General features: G+C 69.6%; 17 protein-coding genes and 1 tRNA gene. 5 read left to right on the forward strand and 13 right to left on the reverse strand.

Going from position 1 to position 25,101, the window contains the following annotated elements:
- Positions 1-141: 141 nt before the first annotated feature.
- The 7 genes from IT355_05035 to IT355_05065 form a co-directional block, all read right to left on the reverse strand.
- A complete protein-coding gene (locus IT355_05035) occupies positions 142-3,312 on the reverse strand; it encodes an efflux RND transporter permease subunit (GenBank protein ID MCC7052609.1) in 3,171 nt (1,056 codons plus the stop codon).
- Positions 3,309-4,517, reverse strand: coding sequence for an efflux RND transporter periplasmic adaptor subunit (locus tag IT355_05040; GenBank protein MCC7052610.1), 1,209 nt, complete (start codon positions 4,515-4,517; stop codon positions 3,309-3,311). The genes IT355_05035 and IT355_05040 overlap by 4 nt, the downstream gene beginning before the upstream one ends.
- Positions 4,498-6,003, reverse strand: a complete 1,506-nt coding sequence (locus tag IT355_05045) for a TolC family protein (protein ID MCC7052611.1) — start codon at positions 6,001-6,003, stop codon at positions 4,498-4,500. The genes IT355_05040 and IT355_05045 overlap by 20 nt, the downstream gene beginning before the upstream one ends.
- Before the next feature lie 72 nt (positions 6,004-6,075).
- Positions 6,076-7,149 carry a response regulator gene (locus IT355_05050; GenBank protein ID MCC7052612.1) on the reverse strand — a complete coding sequence of 358 codons (1,074 nt, stop codon included), beginning with the start codon at positions 7,147-7,149 and terminating at the stop codon, positions 6,076-6,078.
- Positions 7,146-8,891, reverse strand: a complete 1,746-nt coding sequence (locus tag IT355_05055; GenBank protein ID MCC7052613.1) for a HAMP domain-containing histidine kinase — start codon at positions 8,889-8,891, stop codon at positions 7,146-7,148. The genes IT355_05050 and IT355_05055 overlap by 4 nt, the downstream gene beginning before the upstream one ends.
- Positions 8,892-8,906: 15 nt before the next feature.
- The gene (locus IT355_05060; protein ID MCC7052614.1) at positions 8,907-9,746 is read right to left on the reverse strand and encodes a hypothetical protein; all 840 of its coding nucleotides are present in this window, start codon (positions 9,744-9,746) and stop codon (positions 8,907-8,909) included.
- Between the two features lie 11 nt (positions 9,747-9,757).
- Positions 9,758-10,531 carry a zinc ribbon domain-containing protein gene (locus IT355_05065; GenBank protein ID MCC7052615.1) on the reverse strand — a complete coding sequence of 258 codons (774 nt, stop codon included), beginning with the start codon at positions 10,529-10,531 and terminating at the stop codon, positions 9,758-9,760.
- A gap of 142 nt (positions 10,532-10,673) precedes the next feature.
- Between IT355_05065 and glnA the strand changes: the two genes are divergently transcribed.
- Complete coding sequence (gene glnA, locus IT355_05070) at positions 10,674-12,008, forward strand: type I glutamate--ammonia ligase (GenBank protein MCC7052616.1); 1,335 nt, start codon at positions 10,674-10,676, stop codon at positions 12,006-12,008.
- A 247-nt stretch (positions 12,009-12,255) separates the two neighbouring features.
- Here the strand turns inward: glnA and IT355_05075 are convergent, their stop codons facing one another.
- Both IT355_05075 and IT355_05080 read right to left on the reverse strand, forming a co-directional pair.
- Positions 12,256-13,200, reverse strand: coding sequence for an IS5 family transposase (locus tag IT355_05075; protein ID MCC7052617.1), 945 nt, complete (start codon positions 13,198-13,200; stop codon positions 12,256-12,258).
- A gap of 1,339 nt (positions 13,201-14,539) precedes the next feature.
- Positions 14,540-15,010 carry a hypothetical protein gene (locus tag IT355_05080; protein ID MCC7052618.1) on the reverse strand — a complete coding sequence of 157 codons (471 nt, stop codon included), beginning with the start codon at positions 15,008-15,010 and terminating at the stop codon, positions 14,540-14,542.
- A gap of 324 nt (positions 15,011-15,334) precedes the next feature.
- Between IT355_05080 and IT355_05085 the strand changes: the two genes are divergently transcribed.
- On the forward strand, positions 15,335-16,237 hold the full coding sequence (locus IT355_05085) for an AraC family transcriptional regulator (protein MCC7052619.1): 903 nt from the start codon (positions 15,335-15,337) through the stop codon (positions 16,235-16,237).
- On the opposite strand, the gene IT355_05090 is transcribed toward IT355_05085, so the two are convergent.
- Positions 16,238-17,719 (reverse strand): hypothetical protein, encoded by a 1,482-nt coding sequence (locus tag IT355_05090; protein ID MCC7052620.1) that lies wholly within the window; start codon positions 17,717-17,719, stop codon positions 16,238-16,240.
- Between the two features lie 196 nt (positions 17,720-17,915).
- Between IT355_05090 and IT355_05095 the strand changes: the two genes are divergently transcribed.
- Both IT355_05095 and IT355_05100 read left to right on the forward strand, forming a co-directional pair.
- Entirely contained in the window at positions 17,916-18,608 is a 693-nt protein-coding gene (locus IT355_05095) for a TonB family protein (protein ID MCC7052621.1), read from the forward strand.
- 65 nt (positions 18,609-18,673) lie between these two features.
- Complete coding sequence (locus tag IT355_05100) at positions 18,674-19,561, forward strand: hypothetical protein (protein ID MCC7052622.1); 888 nt, start codon at positions 18,674-18,676, stop codon at positions 19,559-19,561.
- Between the two features lie 260 nt (positions 19,562-19,821).
- Here IT355_05100 and IT355_05105 read toward each other — a convergent pair whose 3' ends face one another.
- The 3 genes from IT355_05105 to IT355_05115 form a co-directional block, all read right to left on the reverse strand.
- Positions 19,822-21,510 carry a L,D-transpeptidase family protein gene (locus IT355_05105; protein MCC7052623.1) on the reverse strand — a complete coding sequence of 563 codons (1,689 nt, stop codon included), beginning with the start codon at positions 21,508-21,510 and terminating at the stop codon, positions 19,822-19,824.
- Positions 21,511-21,602: 92 nt separating this feature from the next.
- Positions 21,603-23,816 carry a glutamine synthetase III gene (locus IT355_05110; GenBank protein MCC7052624.1) on the reverse strand — a complete coding sequence of 738 codons (2,214 nt, stop codon included), beginning with the start codon at positions 23,814-23,816 and terminating at the stop codon, positions 21,603-21,605.
- A gap of 298 nt (positions 23,817-24,114) precedes the next feature.
- Entirely contained in the window at positions 24,115-24,789 is a 675-nt protein-coding gene (locus IT355_05115) for a deoxynucleoside kinase (GenBank protein MCC7052625.1), read from the reverse strand.
- Positions 24,790-24,945: 156 nt separating this feature from the next.
- Between IT355_05115 and IT355_05120 the strand changes: the two genes are divergently transcribed.
- Positions 24,946-25,017: transfer RNA gene (locus tag IT355_05120), tRNA-Cys, on the forward strand.
- Positions 25,018-25,101: the final 84 nt, after the last annotated feature.

A 25,101-nucleotide genomic window follows, 5' to 3' on the forward strand; every position in this document is an offset into this window, starting at 1 on the left:
TCCAGCGCAGTCAGGAACCAGCGGGATGAGGGACCGACACACAATTGCGCACATCGGTGACGTAGCCGGAATAACAGCGCCGCCGCTGCACGTCAAGCAGCGGCGGCGCGGAGTGGTGCACGGTGTGGCGATCCGGTGCCGTCAGTCGCCTGCGACGGGGGTCGGTGCGAGGCCTGGCGCGTGCCGCACGGGGCTCGAGCTGAAGCGGCTGCGCACGCGGCGGACGGCGTCGTCCAGGAGCGAATACACCACCGGGACCACGAAGAGCGTGAGCAGGGTGCTGGTGACCAGGCCACCGATCACGGCGCGGCCCATCGGGGCGCGCTGCTCGGCACCGGCACCGAGCGCGAAGGCCAGCGGCAGCATGCCGGCGATCATCGCGACGGTGGTCATGATGATGGGGCGGAGGCGGATCCGGGCCGAGGCGAGCAGCGCGGTGCGCATGTCGTCGCCCTGCTCGCGGCGGTGGTTCGCGAAGTCGACCAGCAGGATGCCGTTCTTCGTCACGAGGCCGAGGAGCATGATGATGCCGATCATCGTCATGACGTTCAGGCTCCCCTTGGTGACGAGCAGGGCCACCGCGACGCCGATGAAGCTGAGCGGCAGGGAGAGCATGATGGCAAGCGGCTGGAAGAACGAGCCGAAGAGCGAGGCCAGGATCAGGTAGATGAAGACGACGGCCAGGATCAGCGCCTCGGCCACGTAGCCCTTGGTCTCGGTGAGGTTCTGGACGTCGCCGCCGAAGACGGTGCGGTAGCCTGCCGGGAGGCCCATGGAGTCGATGGCCACCTGCACCTTGGCCGCGACATCGCCGACGTTGTAGCCGGGGAGCACGCCGGCGCTGATCGAGACCTGGCGCTCGAGCGCCGAGCGTTCGATGGCCTGCGGCCCGATGCCGGCGCGGATGGTGGCGACCTGGCCGAGCGGGATGGTGGTGGCCAGGCCAGTCCGGCCGTCCACCCCCGACCCCGGCACCGGGAGCTCGGCGACGTCGTCGGAGGAGCGGCGGAGGGAGTCGGGGTAGATCACGACCACGTCGTGCGAGTAGCCCTGCGGATCCTCCCAGCGGGTGGCGCGCTGCCCGGTGAAGAGCGGCTGGAGGGTGGTGGCGATGGTGCCGATGCCGAGGCCGGCGGCCCAGGCCTGCTCGCGGTCCACCTGGACGTCGAGCTGCGGAATCTCACCATCGTCGCTCGAGTTCGGCTCGGCGATGCCGGTGACGTCGCGCATGGTCCGGAGGACCTCGGCGGCGGCGAGCTTGAGGCGGGTGGGTTCGGGTCCCTGGACCTTCACGTCGATCGGCTGGCGATAGCCGCCGAAGATGGTGGGGGTGCCGGTGATGTTCGGCCGGACGCCGGGAATGCGCATCAGCTGCGGCCGGAGCTGGTTCTGGATCTCGGCCTGCGACAAGGCGCGCTGGTCCTTCGGCTTGAGCTTCACCGAGACCGACCCGCCGCTCGGGCTGCCGCGGAAGCCGCCGCCGATGTTCAGGTAGGTGGAGGCCACCTCGGGTCGCTTCTCGAGCATCTGGGCGATCTCCTGCCCCTTGCCGATGGTGTAGTCGATGGCCGAGCCGGGGGCGACGCGGTAGTTGACGTTGAACTCGCTGCCATCGACGTCGGGCATCCAGGTGAAGCCGAGCTTCGGCACCAGCAGCACCGAGCCGACGACGGTGGTGAGCGCCACGCCGAGGACGGCGAGGCGGTGGTTCAGCGCCCAGGCCAGTCCCTTCGGGTACCGGTCGGCGACGCGCTCGAACCAGTCGTTGAAGGCGAAGGCGACGCGGCGGATCGGGTTCCTCGAGGCGCGGAGCGCGGCCTGGTTGTGCTTGTCCACCTCGGGGTCGGGCCAGATGCTGGAGAGCATCGGGTCGAGCGTGAAGCTGACGAGCAGCGAGACGAGCACCGCGAACGCGACGGTGACGCCGAACTGGAAGAAGATCTTGCCGATCATGCCGCCCATGAAGGCGACGGGGAAGAACACGGCGACCACTGCCATGGTGGTGGCGAAGACGGCGAGGCCGATCTCGCTGGTGCCCTCCGACGCGGCGTGTTCGTGGTCCTTCCCCATCTCCAGGTGGCGCACGATGTTCTCGCGCACCACGATGGCGTCGTCGATCAGCAGGCCGATGGCGAGCGAGAGTGCCAGCAGCGTCATGGTGTTGAGCGTGAAGTTGAACGCCCACATGACGAAGAACGACGAGATCAGCGAGATCGGCAGCGCGAGGCCGGTGATGATGGTCGAGCGCCAGGAGTTGAGGAAGAAGTAGATGATGATGATGCAGAGCACGGCGCCGAGGATCAGCTCGTGCTGCACGCTGTCGAGCGAGTCGCGGATGCGCTGCGAGTCGTCGCGGATGACCTGGAGCTGCACGTCGGCCGGCAGCGTCTTGAGCAGCTCGGCGACCTGCGCGCGCACCTTGTCGGCGACTTCCACCGTGTTGGTGCCGGCGATCTTCTGGACCTCGATCGAGACGGCCGGCGTGCGGCCGAGGAAGGCGGCGCTGCGCTGCTCGGCGCTGCCGTCGACGACCGTGGCCACGTCGCTGATGCGGACCGGGGCGCCGTTGCGGACGGCGAGGGTGATGTCGGCGAAGCGGGCGGGGTCGATCACGCGGCCAGTGACGCGGATGAGCTGCTCGCGTCCGTTGCGGCGCACGCGGCCGGCGGGCACCTCGCGGTTCTCGCGCTCGAGGGCGGCGATGACGACCGGCGGGGCGATGTTGTACGCCCGCATCGCGTTCTGGTCGAGCTGGATCTGGATCTGCCGGGTGGCGGCGCCGGTGATGTTGGCGCCGCCCACGCCCGGGATCGACTCGAAGCGGGTCTTGATGACTTCCGTGGCGATGTCACTGAGCTCGCGCAGCGGCCGTTCGGCGCTGGTCATCGCGACGGTGATGATCGGCCGGTCGTTGGGGTCGAAGCGGAGGACGATCGGGTCCTCGATGGTGGGCGGGAGCTGGCGGCGGATGCGCGCGACCTTGGCGCTGACCTCCTGCTGCGCGGCGATCACGTCCACGTCGAGGTTGAACTGCAGGCGCACCAGCGAGCTGCCCTCGAGTGACGTCGAGGTGACCTCCTTGATGCCCTGCACGGTGTTGAGCGCCTCCTCGATCGGCTTCGACACCTCGCGCATCACCACTTCCGGCGAGGCGCCGGGATACGCCGTCTGCGCGACGACAGTGGGGTAGGTGATGTCGGGGTACTCGTCGATGGCGAGGCGCGAGTAGCCGACGAAGCCGAGCACGACCAGCGCCACCATGATCATGGTGGCGAAGACCGGGCGCTTGATCGAGACATCGGAGATGATCATGACTTCCCGCCTGCGATGGTGACCTTGGCGCCGTTGCCGAGCGCACCGACGTTGCCGACGATGACACGGTCGCCGGCGGCGAGTCCCTCCTTCACTTCCGCCACGCCGGCGCCGTCATCCACGACGCCGAGCGTCACGTTGCGCTTCTCGAGCGCCCCGCCGGCGATGCGCCACACGAACGGCGGGGCGTCGGTGCCCTGGGCCTGCCGGATGGCGCCGGTGGGGAGCAGCAGCGCATTGCCGAGCCGCTCACCGATCACGCGCCCGCTCACGAAGGTGTTGCCCTTGATCAGCCCCGAGGCGTTCGGCACGCGCACGTAGACCGTGACGCTGCGCGAGACCGGGTCGACGGTGGGGCTGACGCGCGCCACGCGCGACTCGATGGTGCGGTTGTCGAGGGTGAGCCGCACGGCCTGACCCGGCCGCACGAGGTTCGCCTGGCGGGCGGGCACGTTGGCGGCCAGCTCGAGGGTCTCGTTCTTGACCAGCGTGAAAAGCGGGGTGCTGATCGAGACGCGTTCGCCCGGCTGCACCTGCCGCAGGTCGATCACGCCGGAGGCAGGGGACAACACACGCGTGTCACCGGCGACGGCGCTGGCGGTGCGGAGCCGGGCCTCGGAGGCCGCCACTGCGGCCTGGGCTGCGACCACCGCCTGCTGCGCAGCGCGGTGCTCCTGCTCGGCGATGGCGCCAGCCTTGAAGAGCGCGGCGGACTGCTCGGCGGCCCAGGTCGCCGTCTGGAGCTGCGAGCGCGCCGACTCGCGGTCGGCCTCGGCCCCGCGCCGTCCCGCTTCCTGCTGGCTGGACTCGAAGCGGGCCAGCACCTGGCCGGCGCGGACCCGCTCTCCTTCCTGCACCAGGACCGCGTTGATGTCGCCGTTGAGCCGGCTCCGGATCTCGATGGTCTCGATCGGGCGGAGGTTGCCCGAGACCGAGACCGCGTTCTCGATCACCCCGGACTTGAGGGTGGCGACGTCGGTGGCGGCCAGGACGACGCCGCCACGACCGCCGCCGGCGCCCGGTGCGCCGGGCCCGCCACCACCGCGTGCCGCACCGGGTGCGCCGCCTTTCGCCGCCGCCTCACCGCCAGCCGCGGGCCGGGCTTCTGCGGTGTCACCGGACTTCGAGCAGGCGGTCGCGAGCAGCAGCGCGGCGCAGGTGAGGGTGCGGGCTGCGGGGAGGACTTCAGCGATCCGTCGTGACACGATCTGCTCCACGGTCAGTGATGCGCATCGCGCCGCCATCAGGCAGCGGGATCGGGCGACCTGTCGCCCGCGCCAGGTCGGCGGCGGCGAGGAAAACGTCATAGATCGCGCGTGCGGCGTTCACTTCCGCGCGAACGAGGTTGAGCTGGGCATCGGAGACGTCGAGCGTGGTGCCGACGCCCCGGGTGTTGCGCAGCACGGCGAGCTGGTATGCCTCGGAGGCCTCGGCCACCGTCTCGCGGCGTGCGTCGAACAGCGTGCGGGCGCGCGCGAACTCGGCCCGGGCGGCCGCCGCCTCGGTGGCCACGGCCTCGCGCACGAGCGCGAGCTGCACGTTCGACTGGTCCACCAGCGCGCGCGCGTTGTCGATGTTGGACTTCGTGCGGAGCCCGTCGAAGATCGGCCAGGAGACCTGGAAGCCGAAGTTGCGATCGGTGAACCAGCCGTTGTTCTGGCAGATGCGGGTGGCGGCCGACCCCGCCGGACAGTTGGCGTTGTTGGCGGTGCCGAGGCGCGTCGGGAATCCGTTGCTGGCCGGCAGCGCGAGGAATCCGGAGGTGAGCGTCGCCGTCACCGAGGGGAAGAGGTCGGCGCGGGCCACGCGCACGCCGGCTTCACGGGCGGTGAGGGTCAGTTCGGCGGCGCGGACCGCAGCGCGCACGGTGCCGGTGTTCGGCGTGGTGTCGACGGTGGCCAGCAGCTGCTGGAGCGCCAGCGTGTCCAGTTCCGAGGTGAGCACCAGCGGCTGGACGGCCGGCACGTTCACGAGGCGGCGCAGGTTGAGCACGGCCAGGGCCGAGTCGTTCTGGGCCTGCACGAGCGCCGGCTCGAGGTTCGCGCGCTCCACCTTGAGGCGCAGCACGTCGTATCGCGAGGCGCGGCCGGCGGTCTCGAGCTGCTGCGCCTGCGCGACGCGCTCGGCGGCGAGCTGGAGGTTGCGGCGCTGGATCTCGACCAGCTGACGCGTGAAGAGGGCATCGAGATAGGCCTGCTCCACGTCCACCACGACCTGGCCGCGGACTTCGGCGGTGCTGGCGCGCGCGGAGCCGCGCACGGCATTGGCGGCCTTCGCGCCGGCCACCACGCGTCCGCCGAGGAAGAGCGGCTGCGAGAGCTGGGCGTTGGCGGAATAGTTGTACGCCTGGCCGAAGACGGAGCCGACGATGGTGGCGCGGGCGTTCTCGACGACCTGCGAGTAGGTGCTGTTCAGTCGGAGCTGCGGAAGCCCCGTGGACCGTGCGACGCCGATCTGCGCGTCGGCCACGTCCACCGCGGCGGTGGCGGAGCGGACCTCCTCACCCTGGGCGAGGGCCCGGGCGATGGCGGCGTCGAAGGAGAGTGGAAGGGTATCGGTGGCGAGCCGCTCGGCGCGCGAGACTGCGGGGCGCGACTGTGCCCCCAGGGCCGCTGCGGCGGAGAGGCAGGTGATGGCGACGACAAAGCGCCCGCGGCGGTGCGCAGGGCGGATCCGGTAGGTGACAGACATGGTCAGTGGTGTACGCCGAAAGGGGCCAAAACGTTTGCCCGCAAACGGATGGACGCCCTCGGCGGACCCCGGTCAGGCGGTGGCGAGCCGGCGCTTCATGACGACCTGGAGAGCCTGGACCACCTGTGGGTCGAGGAGGGCACCGGCCACCGTGCCCAGGTAGGCCAGGGAGTCGTCGGCCCGCATCGGGTCCCGGTAGGCCCGCTGGGAGGTCAGGGCATCGAAGGCGTCGGCGCCGGCCAGGATGCGGCCGCCGAGGGTGATGTGATCCCCCTTGATGCCCTGCGGGTACCCGCTGCCGTCCCAGTGCTCGTGGTGGTGGTGGATGAAGTCCAGGACATGCTCCAGATGCTGGAGCGGCTTGAGGATCTCGATCCCGATCCGGACGTGCTGCTTGACGTGCTCGAACTCCGGGACCGTGAGCGAGGCGGGCTTGTTCAGGATTTCCTCGCGGATCCCGATCTTGCCCACGTCGTGGAGGCGGCCGGCGAGCCGGATGCGCTCCACGGTGGAGTGGTCCTGCCCCATCTCGATCGCGATCTCGCCGGCGAGGTCGGCCACACGCAGGGAGTGGCCGCGCAGGTAGACGTCCTTGGCCTCCATCGCGATGATCAGCGTCTCGACGACGCTCACCGAGAGGCGCCGGAGCGATTCCTTCTCCTGCTCCAGTTCGGCGGTGCGGAGCTGCACCTCCTCCTGGATCCGGGCGTCGAAGCGCTCCTTCTCCATCCGCGACTGCCGTCGGGCGAGGGCGCGGATCACCGCGTCCTGCAGCGCACGGAGCTCGATCGGCTTGACGAGGTAGTCGATGGCGCCGCCGGCCAGGACATGCGCCGCGGTGGGCGCGTCGTTCACGGCGCTGAGCATCAGCACGGCGAGGTTCGGGTCGCGCGCGAGCACCCGCGGCAGCAGCTCGGGGCCGGAGAGCCCGGGCATGCGCACGTCGCAGATCATCGCGTCGAAGTCTTCCGACTCGAACTTGTGCAGCGCATCGGTCCCATTGCCGGCGGATTCCACGCCGTAGCCGCAGCGCTGGAGGAAGCGCACCATGGCCACGCGGATCGACTCGTCATCGTCGACGACGAGGATGCGGGCGAGCGGCGGCGGCGCCGGCTTCGGCGCGAGCGCCTGGAAAGCGGTGGTCACTGGAGGTGCAGCGAGGAACCGATCCGGAGGGGAATGGCCAGCCGACGGATGGTGCGCCCGTCGTCGGTGCGAATGACTGATACACTAGCACCGTGGAGCTCGGCCTCCGAGGGGACGATGCCGACCGGAACGCCGTCGTCGGCGACGGTGAGGACGGCGAGCGCCCCGTCGAGCGCGGCGCGAACGTCGATCCGGCGGCGGGCGGAGGCGAGCAGGGCCGTCTCGGACGCGACGATGGCGGTGGCGAACCAGTCGCGGAGCGCGGTGGCGGTCCAGGGCACCGGCGGGAGCGCCGGGTCGATGGTGACGTTGACCGTGATCGACAGCGCCCGCTGCGACTCGGCCCGCTCACGCAGGAGCTCGGTGATGATCGGCTCGATGACCACCGGCTCGGGCGACTCGTCGGCATCGTCGGCGAGGCCGCGGAGGGTGCGGGCGACATCGGCGGCCCGGCGGGCGCTTCGCTGGATCAGGGTGACCAGTTCCAGCACCTCGGGGGTCAGAGGCTCCTCGGCCAGGAGCTCGGCGAGCGCGCTGATGCCGGCGATGGGAGAGGTGAGGTCGTGGAGCCGGCTGGCGAGCGTCACGCGCATGGCGTGCAGCGTCTCGAGCCCCGGGTCGGTGGGGGTGCGGGCCACGCGCGTCATGAGGAGCGAGAACGCCTTGGCCAGGGCACCCGCCTGCTGCTCGATGCGTCGCATCGCGTCGGGAGGCACGGCGCGTTCCGGATCGAAGACCAGGTCCACGCGGCCGATGGCGATGTCGCCATCGACGAGGGCGATGGAGGCGCCGGGGAGGGCGGGCACCAGCGATCGCCACCCTTCCGGCACGAGCTGGCGGGCGTCGGGGAGATGCACGGCGCGACGCTGGCGGCCGAGCTGCTCGGCACGGGCGCTGTCGAGGGGGGTGCGCACGCCGCGCAGGGTGGCGAGTGCGCCGAGGGCGGCGGGGAAGCGCAGGGTGCCGTTGCTGCGGTCGCGGATGGCGATGCTGACGCCGAGGAAGGCCGCATCCTCGAGGCGCTGGATGGTGGCGAGGGCGAAGTCGTCCACCGTCACGGCCGCCGCGGCGTCGAACAGCATCGGCGTGGTGACGCTGACTTCCGGCGCAGCGGCGGGCGGTTCCGCGACCACGCGGGTTGCCGTGTCGCGGCGTCGGAGGACGAGCGTGGCGAGTGCGCCGAGTTCGTGGACGAAGGTGCCGTCGGCGACGGTGAAGAGCCGTCCGGGTCCGCCGATGATCGAGATCACGCCGACGGCGTGCTCCCCATCGACGAGGAGCGGTGCCGCGACGGCGCGGACGGGGGTGCGCGCGATGACGGTGTCGCTCCAGCGCACGCCGGTGCTGGGGTCGGCGAAGACGGCGGAGTGTCCGGAGAGGGCGCGGGCGGCGAAGGCGCGCTCGCGCGGCACGCGCGCGCCTGACTCGACGGGGATCTCACCGGCGGTGGCGACGGCGACGAGGGAGTCGGAGTCCTCCATGGTGAGTCCGACCCAGGCGCCGGCACCGTGGAGCGTCTCGACCGCCACGGTGAGGAGCCGCGCGAAGGCGGCGTGCGTGGTGGGGAGGGACTCGATCTCGGTGGCGAGCGCGCGAAGCCGGCGCGCGCGTGCGCCGTCGTCGGGCAGTCCGCCGCCGCGGGACGCTCCGCCCGCCGGCGCATCGGCGATCGGGGCCTGCGGACTCGACAGTGGAAAGGACGAAGGGGGTACGTCGACGCCGCGGATCGGTGTGTCAGGCATCGACGCCCCCCTGCATCACTCGGCGAACTCGACGTTGACGGTGTGCGGAATGATGCCCGCCTCTGTCCCGCGCTGCAGGAAGAGCTGGACGGCGGCGCGACCGGCGTCGCCGTAATCGAGCGTCCATTCGTTCACATACATGCCCACGAATGTATCCGCCTGTCCTCGATCAAGTCCACGCGCGTACTTCATCGCGTGGTCGAGAGCGGCACGACGATGCGTGAGGCCGAAGGCGATGCTGTCGCGCAGGTGCCGGCTGATCATGCCGATGAGGTCGGGGCCGAGGTCCTTGCGGATGACGTTGCCTCCGAGCGGGAGCGGCAGCTTGGTCTCCTCATGCCACCATACGCCGAGGTCGAGCAGCATGTGCAGTCCGCGCTCGCCGTAGGTGAGCTGACCCTCGTGGATGAGCAGGCCGAGGTCGACGTGTCCATCGAGGACGGCATCCTCGATCTTGTCGAACGGCACGAAGACCGCCTCGAAGTCCGGCTCGAAGAGGCGCAGCGCGAGGTACGCGCTGGTGAGGGGACCGGGGACGGCAATGCGTGCCCCCTTGATGGCACCGGGACCGCGCTTCATGCGACCGACGACACGCGGACCGTACTTGTCCCCCATCGATGCGCCGTGCGGCAGCAGGGCGTAGTGCTCGGAGATGTAGGCGAAGGCGTGGATGGAGACGGCGGTGACCTCGAGTTCCTGGCGCCGGGCGCGCTGGTTGAGCGTCTCGATGTCCTGCAGCTCGTGGCGGTAGGCGAGCCCTTCGGTGTCGACCTTGTGCTCGGCGAGCGCGTAGAACATGAACGCGTCGTCGGAATCCGGGCTGTGCGCGACGGTGATGGTGCGGGTGGGTTCCATGGCTTGGTTGGTCACTTGACGTTCCGCCGCGCGCGCGCGAGTGCGCTGTCCAGGTCGACCTGGGTCACGGTGTACTCCTGCAGGTTCTTTGCCCGTTCGGCGGCGGCGGCGTCGAGGAGACGTCGGTCGAAGTCGGCCTGCGCCTTCGCGTCGCCGCGCATGCGGGCCGCGGTGCTGGCAAGGGTGAGGCCGAGGAGGTGCGTGGGCGAGGCCTCGAGGATGGTGTCGGCCTGTGCTGTGGCGATCTCCTTCACCTCGGCGAGTTCGGCGATGCGCCCGAGCTCGAAGCGCTGGAGGACTGTGGGTGTGGGCAGGCTCTGGAACGACATGAGCGCCATCGGGGCGAAGAACTGCACCGAGTCGCGCTTGCCCTGTTCGGCGAGGGAGACGACGCGGTTGAAGAGGCGGAGGGCGCGCTCGTCGGGGGACATGGACGAGATGTCCGGTGCGCGCACCGGGCGTTCACCACCGGCGGCGGGGTCGCCGGCGAGTGGGCCGGCGGCGCCATCGGGCTGTGCGGCGGCGATGGCGTCGGGGGCAGGCGTGCGGTTGCCGCCGAAGCGCTGTCCGGCGACGAGGGCGATCAGCGCGAGGAGTGCGATCGCGGCCACGGCCCAGGGCAGGGTCTGGTTCGGGGCGGCGTGGGCGGCTGCCGGACCGGTGCGGGCGCCGGCGCCCGCGCCGGGGGAGAAGACTGCATCACCGACCGCCTGGCCGCAGCGATGACAGAAGCGCGCGCCGGAGGAAAGCTGTGCGCCGCAGGCTGCACAGAAGGCTGACGACATGGAGGAATCGGGGGAGGACGAGCGCGGCGCCGACCGGCGTCGCAGGAAGGCGAGCAATCTAGTGACCTCCCCGGTTCCCTCGCTGCCGCCCGGCAGCCGGGCATAGCTTTCCCGCATGACACCAGACTCTCCCGCACCGAGCATGCTGCGGACGGCCCGGCCCGACGACATCCAGGCGCTCCTCCGGGAGGAGGACATCCGTTTCCTGCGGCTGCAGTTCACGGACATCCTCGGGGTGATCAAGAACGTGGAGATCCCCAGATCCCAGTTCGCGAAGGCGCTGGCGGGGGACATCCTGTTCGACGGGAGCAGCATCGAGGGGTTCGTGCGGGTGGAGGAGAGCGACATGCTGCTCAAGCCCGACCTCTCGACCTACCGTGCGCTGCCGTTCGGGGCGGCGGGGGCGCGGGTGGCGCGGCTGATCTGCGACATTTCGATGCCGGACGGGACACCGTTCGTGGGCGATCCCCGGGGCCGGCTGCAGGCGGCGCTGGCGCGGGCCTCGGCGATGGGATTCACGATGAATGCCGGGATGGAGGCGGAGTTCTTCCTGTTCAAGCAGGATGCCACGGGCAAGGCGACGACCGACACGCACGACGTGGGCGGGTACTTCGACCTGGCGCCGGTGGACCTGGGGGAGGAGGCGCGGCGGGCGATCGTGGACACGCTGGAGCAGATGGGCTTCGAGGTGGAGGCCAGCCACCACGAGGTGGCGCACGGGCAGCACGAGATCGACTTCCGCTACGCCGATGCGCTGACGACGGCAGACAACCTGACGACGTTCCGCTTCGTCGTGAAGCAGGTGGCACAGCGGTTCGGGCTGAGTGCGAGCTTCATGCCCAAGCCCATCTTCGGTCAGAACGGCAGCGGGATGCACACGCACCAGTCGCTCTTCCGCGGCAGTGAGAACGCGTTCTGGGATGCGTCGGCGCCGTTCGAGCTGAGCCAGGTGGCGCTGCACTACATCGGCGGGCTGCTGCGGCATGCGCGTGGGTACTGCGCGGTGACGAACCCGCTGGTGAACAGCTACAAGCGGCTGGTGCCCGGGTTCGAGGCGCCGATCAACGTGGCGTGGAGCATGCGGAACCGGTCACCGATGCTGCGGATCCCGGCGCGGCGTGGCACCGGCACGCGGGTGGAGCACCGGCTGCCGGATCCGAGCGCGAACCCGTACCTGGCGCTGGCGGTGATGCTGGCGGCGGGGCTGGATGGCATTGCCACGCAGGCCGATTCCCGCGAGCCGGTGGACACGAACATCTTCGAGATGAGCCATCGCGAGAAGCGGCGGCTGCGGATCGACGACCTTCCGCGTGACCTGAACGAGGCGTGTGAGGAGCTGGAGAAGGACGACGTGATCCGGGAGGCGCTGGGGGAGCACATCTTCCAGCATTTCCTGGCGGCGAAGCGGGCGGAGTGGGGGGAGCACTCGAGCGCGATCCATCCGTGGGAGGTGGAGCGGTACTTGATGAAGTACTGAGGGGGCCGTGGGTTATCAGATCAAGTGACGTGCGATTGACAGGCAAAATGACGCATGTGATCAACCTATTTGACGCGGCTATCAAGTTAGGGAAGCTCTGAATAGGTGATCGCTGGACGAGCGATGTCGTACGGATCGGCGGGTTAGGACGGTTCGGTGTGGTAGTCGGGCGGTGATGGCGCGCATTTCGCACCGTCGGCGCGCCGCAGGGCGGTGTTTCGCCCCGCCGCCGCCCCGCGCGACGACACTACGTGCCCTGAGGCGACAGTTTATGGCGCACCAGATTCACGTTCGCGAGCGCGAACGTCGTGAACACGCGCGCGGTGTTCTTCTCCAAGCCGCGATAGCGCACCTTCCCGAAGCCCCACAACCGCTTGACCACGTGGAAGACATGTTCGCAGCGCGAGCGGACCCGCGACCGCGCGCGGTTGATCGCATCCCAACGGGCCGTGCGTGGGCCTCGACGGTTGATGCGATAGCGGCCGCCGTCACGCTCCCACTGCTGCCGATCTGATTCCTTCCAGTACGCCTTGTCGCCGAAGAGGGTCGTCTCCTGGCCGTGCAACAAGTCATCCAACTGCGTGATGTCCGCCGTCGCGGCATCGGTCGTCGTCAGCGAGTGCACCAGGCCCCGCGTGTCCGTGCCGATGTGGACCTTCATCCCGAAGTACCACTGGTTCCCTTTCCGCGTCTGCTTCATCGCCGGATCGCGCGTCTGTGTCGCATTCTTCGTCGTACTGGGCGCCGCAATGATCGTCGCATCCACAATCGTGCCGGCCTTCAACAACAACTTGTGGGCCTCGAGCAACGCACGCACGGTGTCGAAGATCTGGGCCGTCAACGCGTGCTGCTCCAGCAGATGACGGAAGCGGAGGATCGTCGACTCATCGGGCACCGCATCCTCGCCGAGATCGACCTTGGCGAAGCGGCGCATCGACTCGCTGTCGTACAGCATGTCTTCCGCCTTCGGATCCGACAGGTCGAACCATTGCTGGAGGAAATACACCCGCAGCATCGTCTCCAACGGCAGGGGACGGCGGCCGCGACCGGCCTTCGGATAGTGCGGGGCGATCAGCGCCAGCAACGGCGTCCACGGGATCACCCGGTCCATCTCGGTCAGGAAGCGCTCGCGGCTCGTCACCTTCCGCTTGCCGTCGTAGACCACGCTCGCCAACGTCCGCCGCTCGCTCATCTCGCGCTCCGAATCGACACGGTCAGACCCGCCGGGCTCCCGAATGCGCCATCATACTGCAAGACTTGTGCAGAGCTTCCCTAGCGCCGTTTCCACGTCATGGTCGACACCGCAAAGCGAATCCATGGGTCATCGTCAGCTGAATATGCGATGAACAAGAGTGAGGCAACCGAACCCCACTCGGTGCCGTGAGCGAAGTTTATCCAGTGGAGCGCTGGGTAGCTGGTGCCCGGCGATGGGTTACACACGCGCGCGGCTGTTCGACCGAAGATCGTATCGGTTACGACACCGCTGCACCGCTCAATCGGCCAATTGCTGAAAGTGAAGCTGACGAATTCCTTCGTGGTATCCCGCTCGCTCACGAACGACACTTCTGAAAAGTCTGGCCCAATTGTCGTTTTCTTCAAAAGTCTGGTCGGAATCTGCAAACGCAACGGTCCGAGGTTCACGTGCTGCGTTGGCATGACTTGGGAGACACGCGCGTTGTGGGCGCAACCTCCGGCCAGAAAGCTCAGTGCAACCACCCGAAGAAGACTAGTGTGCGCCATTGGTATCCGATTGAAATAGCTAGTGTGCGAGCCGTGGACGCCAACACTTTGCAAAAGTATACGCGAAAGGACGCTTCGCTTCGGGGTCACGCGACTGGTGCGTCTGTACGTCGAGGCCACCCGGACCGCCTCAATCGCGTCCTCTAACGGCTTCGCGAGCTCGAGGTTCAATCGCGCCGTCCCGTTCAGCTACCGACCAACGTCGTCGGCGCAAAAGACGCCCGCTCGCGCAAAGAAGAGATCGCGCACGCCGTCCAGTTGGGTGCTCGAGGCCGGGCGACGCGATTGCGCGTCGCGGAGCACCTGCCTGAGCGCTTGCAATTGCGCTGTGCGCAGGGCGCGCGCCAGATCATGATTTTCGGGGATATTGCCTAGCCCGCCACGCGTGCCTTGCGACCGCGGAGCAGACTGACACACCCGGCATGCGCGAAGTTTCCGCCGACTCCACTTCAGACGGCCTCGAAGATCCTTGGAAGCGCCCACCAAGCCAGGGCGTCAAGGCAGCACTCGTCACCGGCTCAGGCATGGGAGCTCCGCAAAGATCGTCGAGACAGCTGGACCAAATTGACTTTCGCCGCACGACAATGCCGACGCAAGCGCAGGAGTTCGGATGGGCAACCGCACTTCCGGTCGGTCCCCGATACACGATCTCGCTCGACGTGAATCCGCCGTCTCGGTGGCCAGCCAGCCCGGCACTGGCGAGTTTGCCGTACCCGACATGCGCGATCGCCGGTGAGCGCGGAGGCAAGCGCGGAGCAAACGGGAACCTGGCACGCCGGTCACGGACAGGCTCAGCGACCCGGCACCCGACGATTCCGCGTCCGTCGCGACGCCGTGGCCGGTTCGCGCGTGGGCGCGGGCACACGCGCCGCGACCAGGGCGGCCAGCGTGGCGTAGCGCGCCCGGGTGCGTTCCGGCTCGTCCTCATTGAAGATCACCAGCCCTCCCGCAGTGCGAACCGCCGCAAAGGGGGGCCGTGCGGCGTCGAGGAAGAGCTCGGCCGTGTCCGGCCGTGTGCCCGTCTCGAAGCGGCCGTGGAAGACCGTGCCGAGATGGATCGCCCGCAGCGCGCGGACGGGACCGGGCAGCGTGTCGAGGAGGACGACCTCGCGGATCGTCAGCACGGGAACCTCCGCGCGGAAGACCCGGCTCCGCACCACCAGCGCATCGCGACGGAACTCGACCTCGGCCGCCTGCAGTTCCCAGATGGTCGCCGCGCCGGCGGCGGCGGCGACCAGCACGAGCAGTGCCGCGACCAGCATGCCCGTGCGGGTCCGGCGCCGCCTCCCCGCGGACGCACCGACATGCTGCGCACTGCGCACGCTCGACGGCGGGACGGGTTTCATCGTGGCGACGTTACTCCTTGGCGGCACCGGCCGTGGTTTGGCCCGCCCGCGCCACGGCAGGCGGGAGCGGCTGCGTGCTGATGGTGCAAAGGTGCACCTATTCCCGGCGCCACGCGACACCGCCACCTCGTCGGCGTGCGCAGCGGCGCGGTGTGCGCCCGGCTGTCGCTGCCTGGCGCCGCTCGAAAAGTCCGCAACGGCGATCAAGCACACGACCCCGGCGCCACACAGATTCGTGGCATGAAGCCCGACACGCGATCGTTCTACATCGAGGCGGTGCAGCGGGTGGTGTCACACCTGGTGGCACGGCTGGACGAGTCGGCCGACCTCCACGCCCTCGCCCGACTGGCCGGCCTCTCGCCCTTCCACTTTCACCGCGTCTTCCGCGGCATGGTGGGCGAGACGCCGCTGGAACTGCTGCGCCGGCTGCGCCTGGAACGGGCTGCCTGCGCCCTGCGCGACACGTCGCTGCCCGTCACCAGCGTGGCGTTCGGCGCCGGTTACGAGACGCACGAGGCGTTCACACGCGCCTTCCGGTCCGCCTTCGGCACCTCGCCCACGGACTTCCGCCGGCAGCGCGCCCTGCGCGCCGTGCTCAGTGCACCCAGCGGCCTGCACTTCCGTGTCGGACAGGTGCAGCCGCAATTCACGCCATCCGACACCGGAGGACACACCATGCAGGTGGACATCGAGCAACTCCCCGACCTGCGGCTGGCCGCAGTCACGCATGTCGGGCCGTATTCCACGATCGGCAAGGCGTTCGAGCGACTGGGCCGGCTGGCCGGCCCTGCCGGCCTGTTCAACGACCCATCGGCCCTGATGATCGCGCTGTACCACGACGACCCCGACGCGACACCACCGGAGGAACTGCGTTCCTGCGCGGCGGTCAGCGTGGCGGAGAGCGCCGTATTGCCGACGGGCGTCGAGGAGCTGCGGCTGCAGGGCGGGTCGTACGCGCGTCACACGCACGTCGGGGCATTCGACGCACTGAACGTGGTGTGGCCGCGGTTCCTCGGGGAGGCGCTGCCGGCCAGCGGGTACGCGCTGCTGGACGGGCCGGCCCTCGAGATCTACCGGAGCGACTTGCGTACCACGCCACGTGACGAGGTGCGCACCGACCTGCTGGTGCCGGTGCGCGTGTAATCAGCGTGGCGTGGTGTCGCCGCCGGCGAGGCGCACGAGCGTCCAGTAGGTGGGCGGGTGGCCGTGCTCGATGCCCTGGCGCCAGCTGGTGACCGCGGCGTGCAGCGCATCGGCACGGGCACGGTGCGCCGCCCCGTATGCCCGATTGCGGAGCGCCGCGGTCGCCGACATCCCCTCGGGGACGGGGCCGTGGCCGCCCAGCATCACGCGCATGGCGCTGTACGCCTTCATCACCCGCGCCAGCGGCAGCATGTACCACGCATAGGTGAGCGACTGGCCGCGATCGGCCTCGTCGAGCATCGCGTCGGTCACGGCGTTGTCCACGTGATCCTTGAAGAGCGTCGCCGCATCGTGCCACTCGGCCACCACGTGGAGCTGCGGGTCGTACTCCAGGTCCGACGGCTCCTGGGTGGCGAAGTGCTGCACGCCGAACGCCGAGAGCCAGTGGCGGAGGCCCGGGCGTGAGATGGTGGAGATGCCGCTCCAGAGCGTGACCCCCTGCGTGCGGTAGGCCGACGAGGCGACCTCCGAGCAGAAGAGTCGCGAGGGATCGGTGTAGTCCATCGCGAAGTCGTACGGAATGTGCTCGCGCCGGGCGCGTGCGAGCGCGGCGCTGGCAGCGCGGTGCGGCAGCATCGGGTCGCGGCGGAGCGCTTGCAGGTCGGTGCGCGGGCGCAGCACGAGCACGCGCAGTTTCTTGTCGGCGAGATACTTGTCGGCTGACGCCACGGCGACGCCCGCCTCGATGTGTGCCTCGATCACCGAGACGGCGTGCGTGGCCGAGTCCACGTGCACGAGCGCCACGTGCGAGACGTTGCCGGGGTAGTCGTTGCCGCGGGCGATGAGCGCCGATGTCGGCGCGCCGCCGCGTGAGACGAGCATGTCGCCGGAGTGCAGCGTGACACCGTTGGAGACCGCCGATGGCGTGGCCGATGCCGCGATGCGGTCCGTGATGCCGCTGGTGACCAGCGGGGTGACGGCGCCGGGCTGTTGAAGCATCACCTCCTCCACGGCGGCACGGCCCCCGTAGAGCGCGCGATAGAGCCGGTCGCGGGCGGGAGTGCCGTTCACGTCCCACGTGATCGACTGTGCCTTCACCGCCTCGCGCAGGTGCAGGTGGAGCTGCACGTAGCGCGGCACCAGTGCGGCGCAGGCGGCGACCTGTGGCGCCACCGCGAAGTACGAGGCCTCGAGGGTGTCGAGGACGCCCGCGTCGGGTGCGAGCCGGGTGTCACCGAGCTGCGCGACGACACCATCGAGCCGGGAGAGCTCGGCCGCGGTGGCGAGGGTGTCGGCACACCCACGCGCGCGCACGGCGTCGAAGCGCTGCTCGAGCGCCTGCCACAGCGAGTCGCGGTTCCAGGCGAAGCTGCGGGCCCGCGGCGGCGCCTGTGGCACCTGCTCTTCCGGCGACGGGATGGCGAGGACGCCGAAGGCGACCGGCAGCAGCGCGAGTGCGCGGAGGATTCGGGAGCGGGGCATGTGCCACGAAATAAAACCCACCACGCGGCGATCATGATGGTCTCATGACGTGCTCATGATCCGGCGGATCATGTCGCGTGCGTCATCCAGGCTTAAGGGCGCGGCAATGCGGGCGCACATCGGCGCGCAATGCACGGCGCCGATGATGGAGGGGCAGGCGGGCAGGACCTTCATCCGACGCTCAGGAGGCCGGGCAATGCTGAACCAACTGCTGGAGACGAAGCGGGTCGCGCAGCGGAAGACGGCGGGAACGGTGGTCTCGGTGGTGCTGCATGTGGTGGTGATCGGTGCAGCGGTGCAACTGTCGCACGCGGCGGCCGTGGCGCTCGAGGCGCCGACGGTGGTGCCGGTGCACTTCCAGCCGGTGGCGCCGCCGGCGGCACCGCCCCCGCTGTACACGGCACGTGGCAGCAGGTCCGGCGCGGCCGGACCGGTGACCGTGGTCTTCACGGCGCCGACCACTGTGAGTGTGGAGATCCCGCCGGTGGACCTTGACGCGGCGCCTTCCGACACGGCGGCATTCGACTCCTCGCGGCCGGTGGGGACAGGTGGTGACGGCACCGACCCGGCGACCTCGGCATCGAGCGGGCCGATGACCCTGCGGGAAGTGGACAAGGCGGCCGCCGCCGTGCCCGGCACGGCCACACCGGCCTACCCGGAGATACTCAAGGCCTCGGGGGTGGAGGGCGAGGCGCTGGTGCGTTTCGTGGTGGACACGGTCGGTCGGGCCGAGGCGGGGAGCTTCGTGGTGCTGGAGGCGTCGCATGAGGCGTTCGGGGCGGCGGTGCGGGCGGCGCTGCCGCGGATGCGCTTCCTGCCGGCCGAGTCAGGCGGGCGGAAGGTGCGCATGCTGGTGCAGCAGCGGTTCGCGTTCGCGCTGGAGCGCTGAGTCCGAAACCGGCGGGGAGCGGCGATCGTACCACCAGCGTCGCTCCCTGCCTGTGGAGGCACCCCATGCGTCGTACTGCCCCGCTCGTCCTCTCGACCGTCGCCTTCCTGGCGTCGGCACCCTCCGTTGCCGCACAGGTCCGGGCGGCGGCTGCCGCGCCCGCTGCGACGACAGCGCTCGCGCCGCGCGCGATGCCCACCGGCCGCTACGAGTTCACGCGCACCGACGACGACGGCGACGTCACCACGGGCGCGGTGGTGTGGAGTGGCCAGCAGCTGCGCATCGACCTCGATCGCAATCGCAACCGGAGCCGTCGCGGCAATGCGAATGCGGCCGTGTCGAACCGCCGCGGCGAGTACACGCTGGTGGACTTCGCGACCAGCACGGTGCGCACGGTGAAGCCGGAGGAGCGGGAGATCAGCGAGATGCCGCTGGCGACCTTCGAGCAGATCATCGGCAAGGCGCTGGGCATGGTGGGCAGCGTGGTGCAGATGCAGGTGCGTGACGCCGGGATCCTGGCGAAGGAGGTGGGGCCGGGCGGCCAGGTGGCAGGTGTGGCGACGGAGCAGTTCCGCGTGATCGAGGAGTACAACGTGCGCATCGGCGTGTTCGGGATGAACGCCGAGGAGAAGCACCATCGCGTGGTGACCGACTACTGGGTACCCACCGAGGCGTCGCTGCCGCGCAACCCGTTGTTCGAGCTGCTGATGCGGAGCGCGAGCGCGGTGGCGCAACAGGATGCGGTGCACCAGGTGAACGTGAGCCGTGCGCGCAGTGCGCTCTTCCGCGGGGCGCCGGTGAAGGTGGTCGTGACCGTGCACGAGTCGGGTGAGGCCCAGAAGCGCTCGGCGATCGAGATCACCTCACTCACGCCGCAGGTGCCGGATGCGGCGCTGTTCGCGGTGCCGGCTGGCTATCGCGTCAAGAAGAACGACCTCTCGTTCTCGCTCTGAGTGCCGTGTTGCTCGAAGCGCAACGGCGGTGACGCAAGGGCGCAAAGGGCACACAGCGGTCGGTGCGGAACGGCGATGGCCGCTTCGCGCGATGAGCCACGGAATCGTAGGGAACCGCGGTGGTTGCTGCAGTTCCCAGGGCAATCCGATGCCCCGCGCTGCGCCGACGCCGGAGACGCGTCAGAACCCAGTGCGTCCTTCGCGTTCGTCGCGTCCCTTGCGCCGTTGCGTCACGGCAGTTGCCCTTCGCCGGGAGCGCCTCAGCGCGCGCGGTCGAGGGCGTCGGCGAGGACGGCGTCGTGGCCGTAGACGTCGTTGAAGTAGCGCAGGGAGCCGTCCGGCTCGGCGACGGCGGTCTGGTAGACGATGAGGACCGGGATCGGCCGCTGGACGCGGACGTAGCGCTCGATGCCGGCGTTCATGGCCTCGGTGATCTTCGACTCCGTCCAGGCGGGCTGGTTGGCGAGGACGTACTTCGCCATGGCCATGGGGTTGCCGAGTCGCACGCAGCCGTGGCTGAAGTCGCGGCGGTTGCGGGCGAAGAGGCTGCGCGAGGGGGTGTCGTGCAGGTAGATGTCGTACGGGTTGGGCAGCAGGAACTTGACGCGGCCAAGGGAGTTCGCGTCGCCGGAGCGCTGGCGCACGAAGATGCCGGTGCCGATGCGGGCGATGTTGCGGGCAGAGGCCTCGACCACGCGCCCGCCCGGGGTGGTGAGCTCGTAGTTGTTGCGCGCGATGTAGCCGGCGTTGGCGGTGGCGGCGGGGAGGATCTCCTTGAGCATGATCGACTTCGGCACATGCCACTGCGGGCTGAACACCACCTGCGTCATGTTGGCGGCGAAGACCGGGGTGGCGTTGGAGTCGGCGCGGCCGATCACGACGTTCATGCTGAGCGCGTCGGCGCTGTCACCCTGGAAGCGTCCGTAGGTGTGCAGCCGGAACTCGGGCAGGTTCACCACCAGCGGATCGTTCGAGAAGGTGCGTGGCAGCCACCGCCACCGCTCGATGGCCATGGCGATCCGGCTGGCGCGCTCGTCGTAGGCGTCCATGAGGGCATCGAACACGGGCGCCGTGAGGGTGCCGGTGACGCGGCCCTTCTTCAGCTTGCGGTTCTGGAAGCGTGAGACGGCGTCGGCCATCGGGCGCGTGTACACGCCGTGGACGGATGCGGCGTCGAAGCTGGCGGGCAGTTCGCCAAGCCGCACGAGCACGCGGGCGAGGGGCTGCGCATCGGCGTATCGGCCGCCGGCACTGATCGGGCGGGCGGGGGCCATGGGGCGCTGTTCCGCGGTGTCGGCATCCTGCCGGCGTGCGTCGGCCAGAGCGCTGACCAGCATGCCATAGGAGCGGGTCTGTGGCTCCAGCGCGCGGAAGGTGTCTCCGGCGGCAGCGCCGCTGGCGAGGGCGGTGCGCAGGGCGGCCAGGTCCAGCTCCGCCGGCGCGAGCGACCACTCGGCGTGGATGCGAGTGGGGTCGATGCGGCCCTGGCGGTGCAGGTAGGCGTGGCGGGCCACGGCGATGTCCATCGCCAGGTCGAAGAGGCCGAGCGTGGCGGCGTCGGTGGTGCCGGAGAGCCTGCGCGCCTCCGCCTCGAGGCGGTCGGCGTCGGCGCGTTCGCCCCGGGTGGACTCCACGTCGTCGCGGATATGCGCGAGCACCGGCTGGATCGCGGCACTGGCGGTGCCGGCGGTCGACCAGCGAAGCGCGGGGGCGCCGGCGCGGGCGTCACTGACGGCACGCTGGACATCCGCGAAGCGCCCGCCGTCGCCCAGCCACGGATGGCTGGCGAGCAGCAGGGAGACCTGGACCGTGTCGGGCCTGGCCTGGGCGCCGAGGACCTGCGGGGCGTGCAGGGCGAGCGCGGCACACGCCAGCAGGCGAAGCCGGGGGGCGAATCGGGCGGGGGCGTGGGCGGGCGACACCGGGGAGGGCTTGGAGGGTTGGAACACCTTCACATGAAAGATACGGGCGGAGCGCCACGTCAGTAGCACCCCGCCCGCAAACTGCCCGCATCAGGTCACGCCGGTCCCGGCGCGTGGGCTCACACGGGGAAGAGGATCTCCCGGTACTTCGGCAGCGGCCAGGCGCTGTCGTCGACGATCACCTCGAGGGCGTCACAGATCTCGCGGACCGACTCGGCGGCGCCGGTGCCCTTGCTGGTGAGCAGCTTGGCCTGGGCCGTGAGCTCGTCGTGCATGCCGTCGGCCTTGGTGATCACGGTCCCCAGGACATCGCGGCGTGACTGGAGGGTGGCGATCATGTCACCGATCCGGTTCGCCTCGACCACCTGCGGGATGCTCTTGATGCCGGCCGCCTTGGCCGCCGCGGCGGCCTGCGACAGCTCGCCGTGGTACTTGAGCGTCGCCGGCAGGATGAGCGTGTCGACCATCTCCTTCATGGTGTGGAGCTCGATCATCACGTCCTTCACGTAGCGCTCCATGCGCACGTGGAAGCGGCTCTCGAGCTCGGCCTCGGAGAGGATGCCGAGCGACGTGAGCGTCTTGCGCGACTGCGCGGTGACGAGCTGCTCGAGCGCCTCCGGCGTCTTGCGGAAGTTCGGCAGGCCACGCTTCGCGGCCTCCTTCACCCATGCCTCGGAGTAGCCGTTGCCCTCGAAGCGCACCGCCCTGGTCTCACGGAACGCCTCGCTGACGACGGCGAGCACGGCATCGTCGACGCTGGTGGACTTCTTGATCAACTTCTTCAGCTTGGCGGTGAGGTCGGCGATGGCCTCGGCGGCGGCGGCGTTGAGCAGCATCACGGGGAAGGCGATGGACTGCGACGAGCCGACGGCGCGGAACTCGAACTTCATGCCGGTGAAGGCGAAGGGCGAGGTGCGGTTGCGATCGGTGTTGTCCTGCGCGATCTCGGGGAGCTTGTTGACGCCGAGGTCGAGCATGCGCTGCGCGGCGGTCTTGCCACCGGTCTTCCCGTCGGCGATCTCGTTGATGACCTTCGTGAGCATCTCGCCCATGAAGATGGAGATGATGGCCGGCGGGGCCTCGTTGGCGCCGAGGCGGTGTTCGTTGCCGCTGGTGGCGATGCCGGCGCGGAGCAGGCCGGCATGCTTGTGCACGGCCTTCTGCACGGCGGCAAGGAAGAGCAGGAAGCGCACGTTCTGGTGCGGCGTCTTGCCCGGCTTGAGCAGGTTGAAGCCGTTGAGTTCCGGGTTGCTGGCGGCGATGGCGAGCGACCAGTTGCAGTGCTTGCCCGAGCCGTTGATGCCGGCGAACGGCTTCTCGTGCAGCAGCGCCTGCAGGCCGTGGCGGAGCGCGACCTTCCGCAGCACCGACATGACCATCTGGTTGTGGTCGACGGCGACGTCAGTCTCTTCGTAGTGCGGCGCCATCTCGAACTGGCATGGCGCGACCTCGTTGTGCCGCGTGGTGATCGGCACGCCGAGCTTGTAGAGCTCGTGCTCGACCTCGGCGATGCAGGCCTGGACGCGCTCGGGGATGCCACCGAAGTAGTGGTCCTCGAGCTGCTGGCCGCGCGGCGGCGGGGCGCCGACGAGCGAGCGTCCGCCCATGACGAGGTCGGGGCGCATGGCGAAGAAGGCGCGGTCGATCAGGAAATACTCCTGCTCGGTGCCCATGGTGGTGTAGACGCGCTGCACGCCGGTGTCGCCGAGGACCTCGAGGAGCTCGATGGCCTTCTGCGAGAGGATGTCGGTGCTGCGGAGCAGCGGCGTCATCTCGTCGAGCGCCTCCCCGTTGTAGCCGATGAAGACGGAGGGCACGCAGAGCGTCTTGACGCCGGCGGTCTCGATGATGAAGACGGGGCTGGCGGGGTTCCAGGCGGTGTAACCGCGGGCTTCCCAGGTGGCGCGGAGGCCGCCGGACGGGAAGCTCGAGGCGTCGGGCTCGGACTGGATGAGCTGCGCCGCGCTGAACGTCTCCAGCGGCGTCATGGCGTCATCGAAGCTGAGGAAGGCGTCGTGCTTTTCGGCGGTGGAGCCGGTCTGCGGCTGGAACCAGTGGGTGAAGTGGGTGACGCCGAGGGCCATCGCCCATTCCTTGATCGTCTGGGCGACGACGGGAGCGATGTCGGTGTCGAGCTTCTTGCCGAGGCGGATGGACGCGGAAAGCTTGGCGTACACGTCGGGCGGGAGCTTGGCGCGCATCTGCCGGGCGCCGAAGGTCAGGCTGCCGAAGTACTCCGAGGTGCGCGGCGGCAGGCCGGCATTCTCGGTCTGGGTGGGGCGGGTGGCGATGGCCCGGAGGGCGGAGGTGCGCGGGGAGTTGGACGATGACATGTGCGAGCGGGTGATGAGGACGAAACGCTCTCGAGGCGGACGTTCTGGTGTACCTGATTTCCTGTCAGAACTGCAAATCTAAGTGGAGATGGCGCCGATTTCCTGTGCCGGAACGCCCGACTGTGCATCTGAGGCTGCAGAATCTGCTGGAAATGTCGTACAGTAGAGTTCGTCAGACAAGGGCAGAACGGGTCTGAGTCAGATCGGGTGGGCCGACTCAGAGTCGTGGTTGGGTGGTCGACTCCGAGTGGGGCTGGGAGCGGGGGTGGCTCCGCGGGCGCGCTGGGTGCGCCGCCGGTCAACCGGGCCAGAGCTCGGTCTGCGGGAGCTCGGGTTCGAGGCGACGCCGGATCGCCGCGGCGATGGAGTCGACGGCCTCGGGGTCGGTGACGAGGTCGTAGTCGCGGATGTCGAGCCGGAGGACGGGGCAGCGCCCAAAGGCGGCGATCCAGCGCTCATAGCGGGCGTGCAGCGCCCCCCAGTAGGCCGGCGGCATGTCGCGCTCCGCCTCGCGCCCGCGCTGGGTGATGCGGGCGGTGATGTGGTCCAGTGCGCCGTGCAGGTAGATCAGGAGGCGGGGTGGCCGCGCTGCCGGGCCGGTGAGCAGCTCGGCATACAACCGGTCGTACAGCTCGAACTCGTCGCGGGTCATCACGCCCGATTCGAACAGGCCGTGGGCGAAGATCTCGGCGTCCTCGTACCAGGTCCGGTCCAGGATCCAGCCGCCGCCGCGCTTGCGCATCATGCGCATGGCGTGGAAGCGGGTAGCGAGAAAATGCAGCTGCAGCCGCAGGGCGTAGCGTTGCTGCGCCCCGGGCTCGGGTCCGTAGTACGGGGTCAGCCAGGGATTGTCGTCGTCCACCGATTCGAGTGCCATCTGCAGGCCGAACCGGGCGGCCAGCGCGCGCGTGAGCGTGGTTTTGCCGGTGCCGACCATGCCGGCAACGGCGAGGAGCATGCTCTTCGGCGGCATCGAACGCGGGGGGCCGGGGTGCAGGAGGGGCAGCGTGCGCACGAGGGGGTGTTTCGCGCACGCGAAGGATATCGTCACATGGCTGCCGGCGTGCCCTTGTCGCACGGAGGGAGCGGAACGACCTTTCCTGTCCGCCGGTCAGCCGGTGGCAGCGCCGGCGCGATAGCCAAGTGGTAAGGCAGCGGTCTGCAAAACCGCTAATCGCGGGTTCGATTCCCGCTCGCGCCTCTGTGTCGTCATGGAAGCACCCGGCAGCCTGGCTGCCGGGTGCTTCGTGCCTTGTCGGGCCGGCGACATGATCGCGGTCACCGG

The sequence above is a fragment of the Gemmatimonadaceae bacterium genome (assembly GCA_020851035.1).
In the GTDB taxonomy this organism is placed as follows: Bacteria; Gemmatimonadota; Gemmatimonadetes; order Gemmatimonadales; family Gemmatimonadaceae; genus JACMLX01.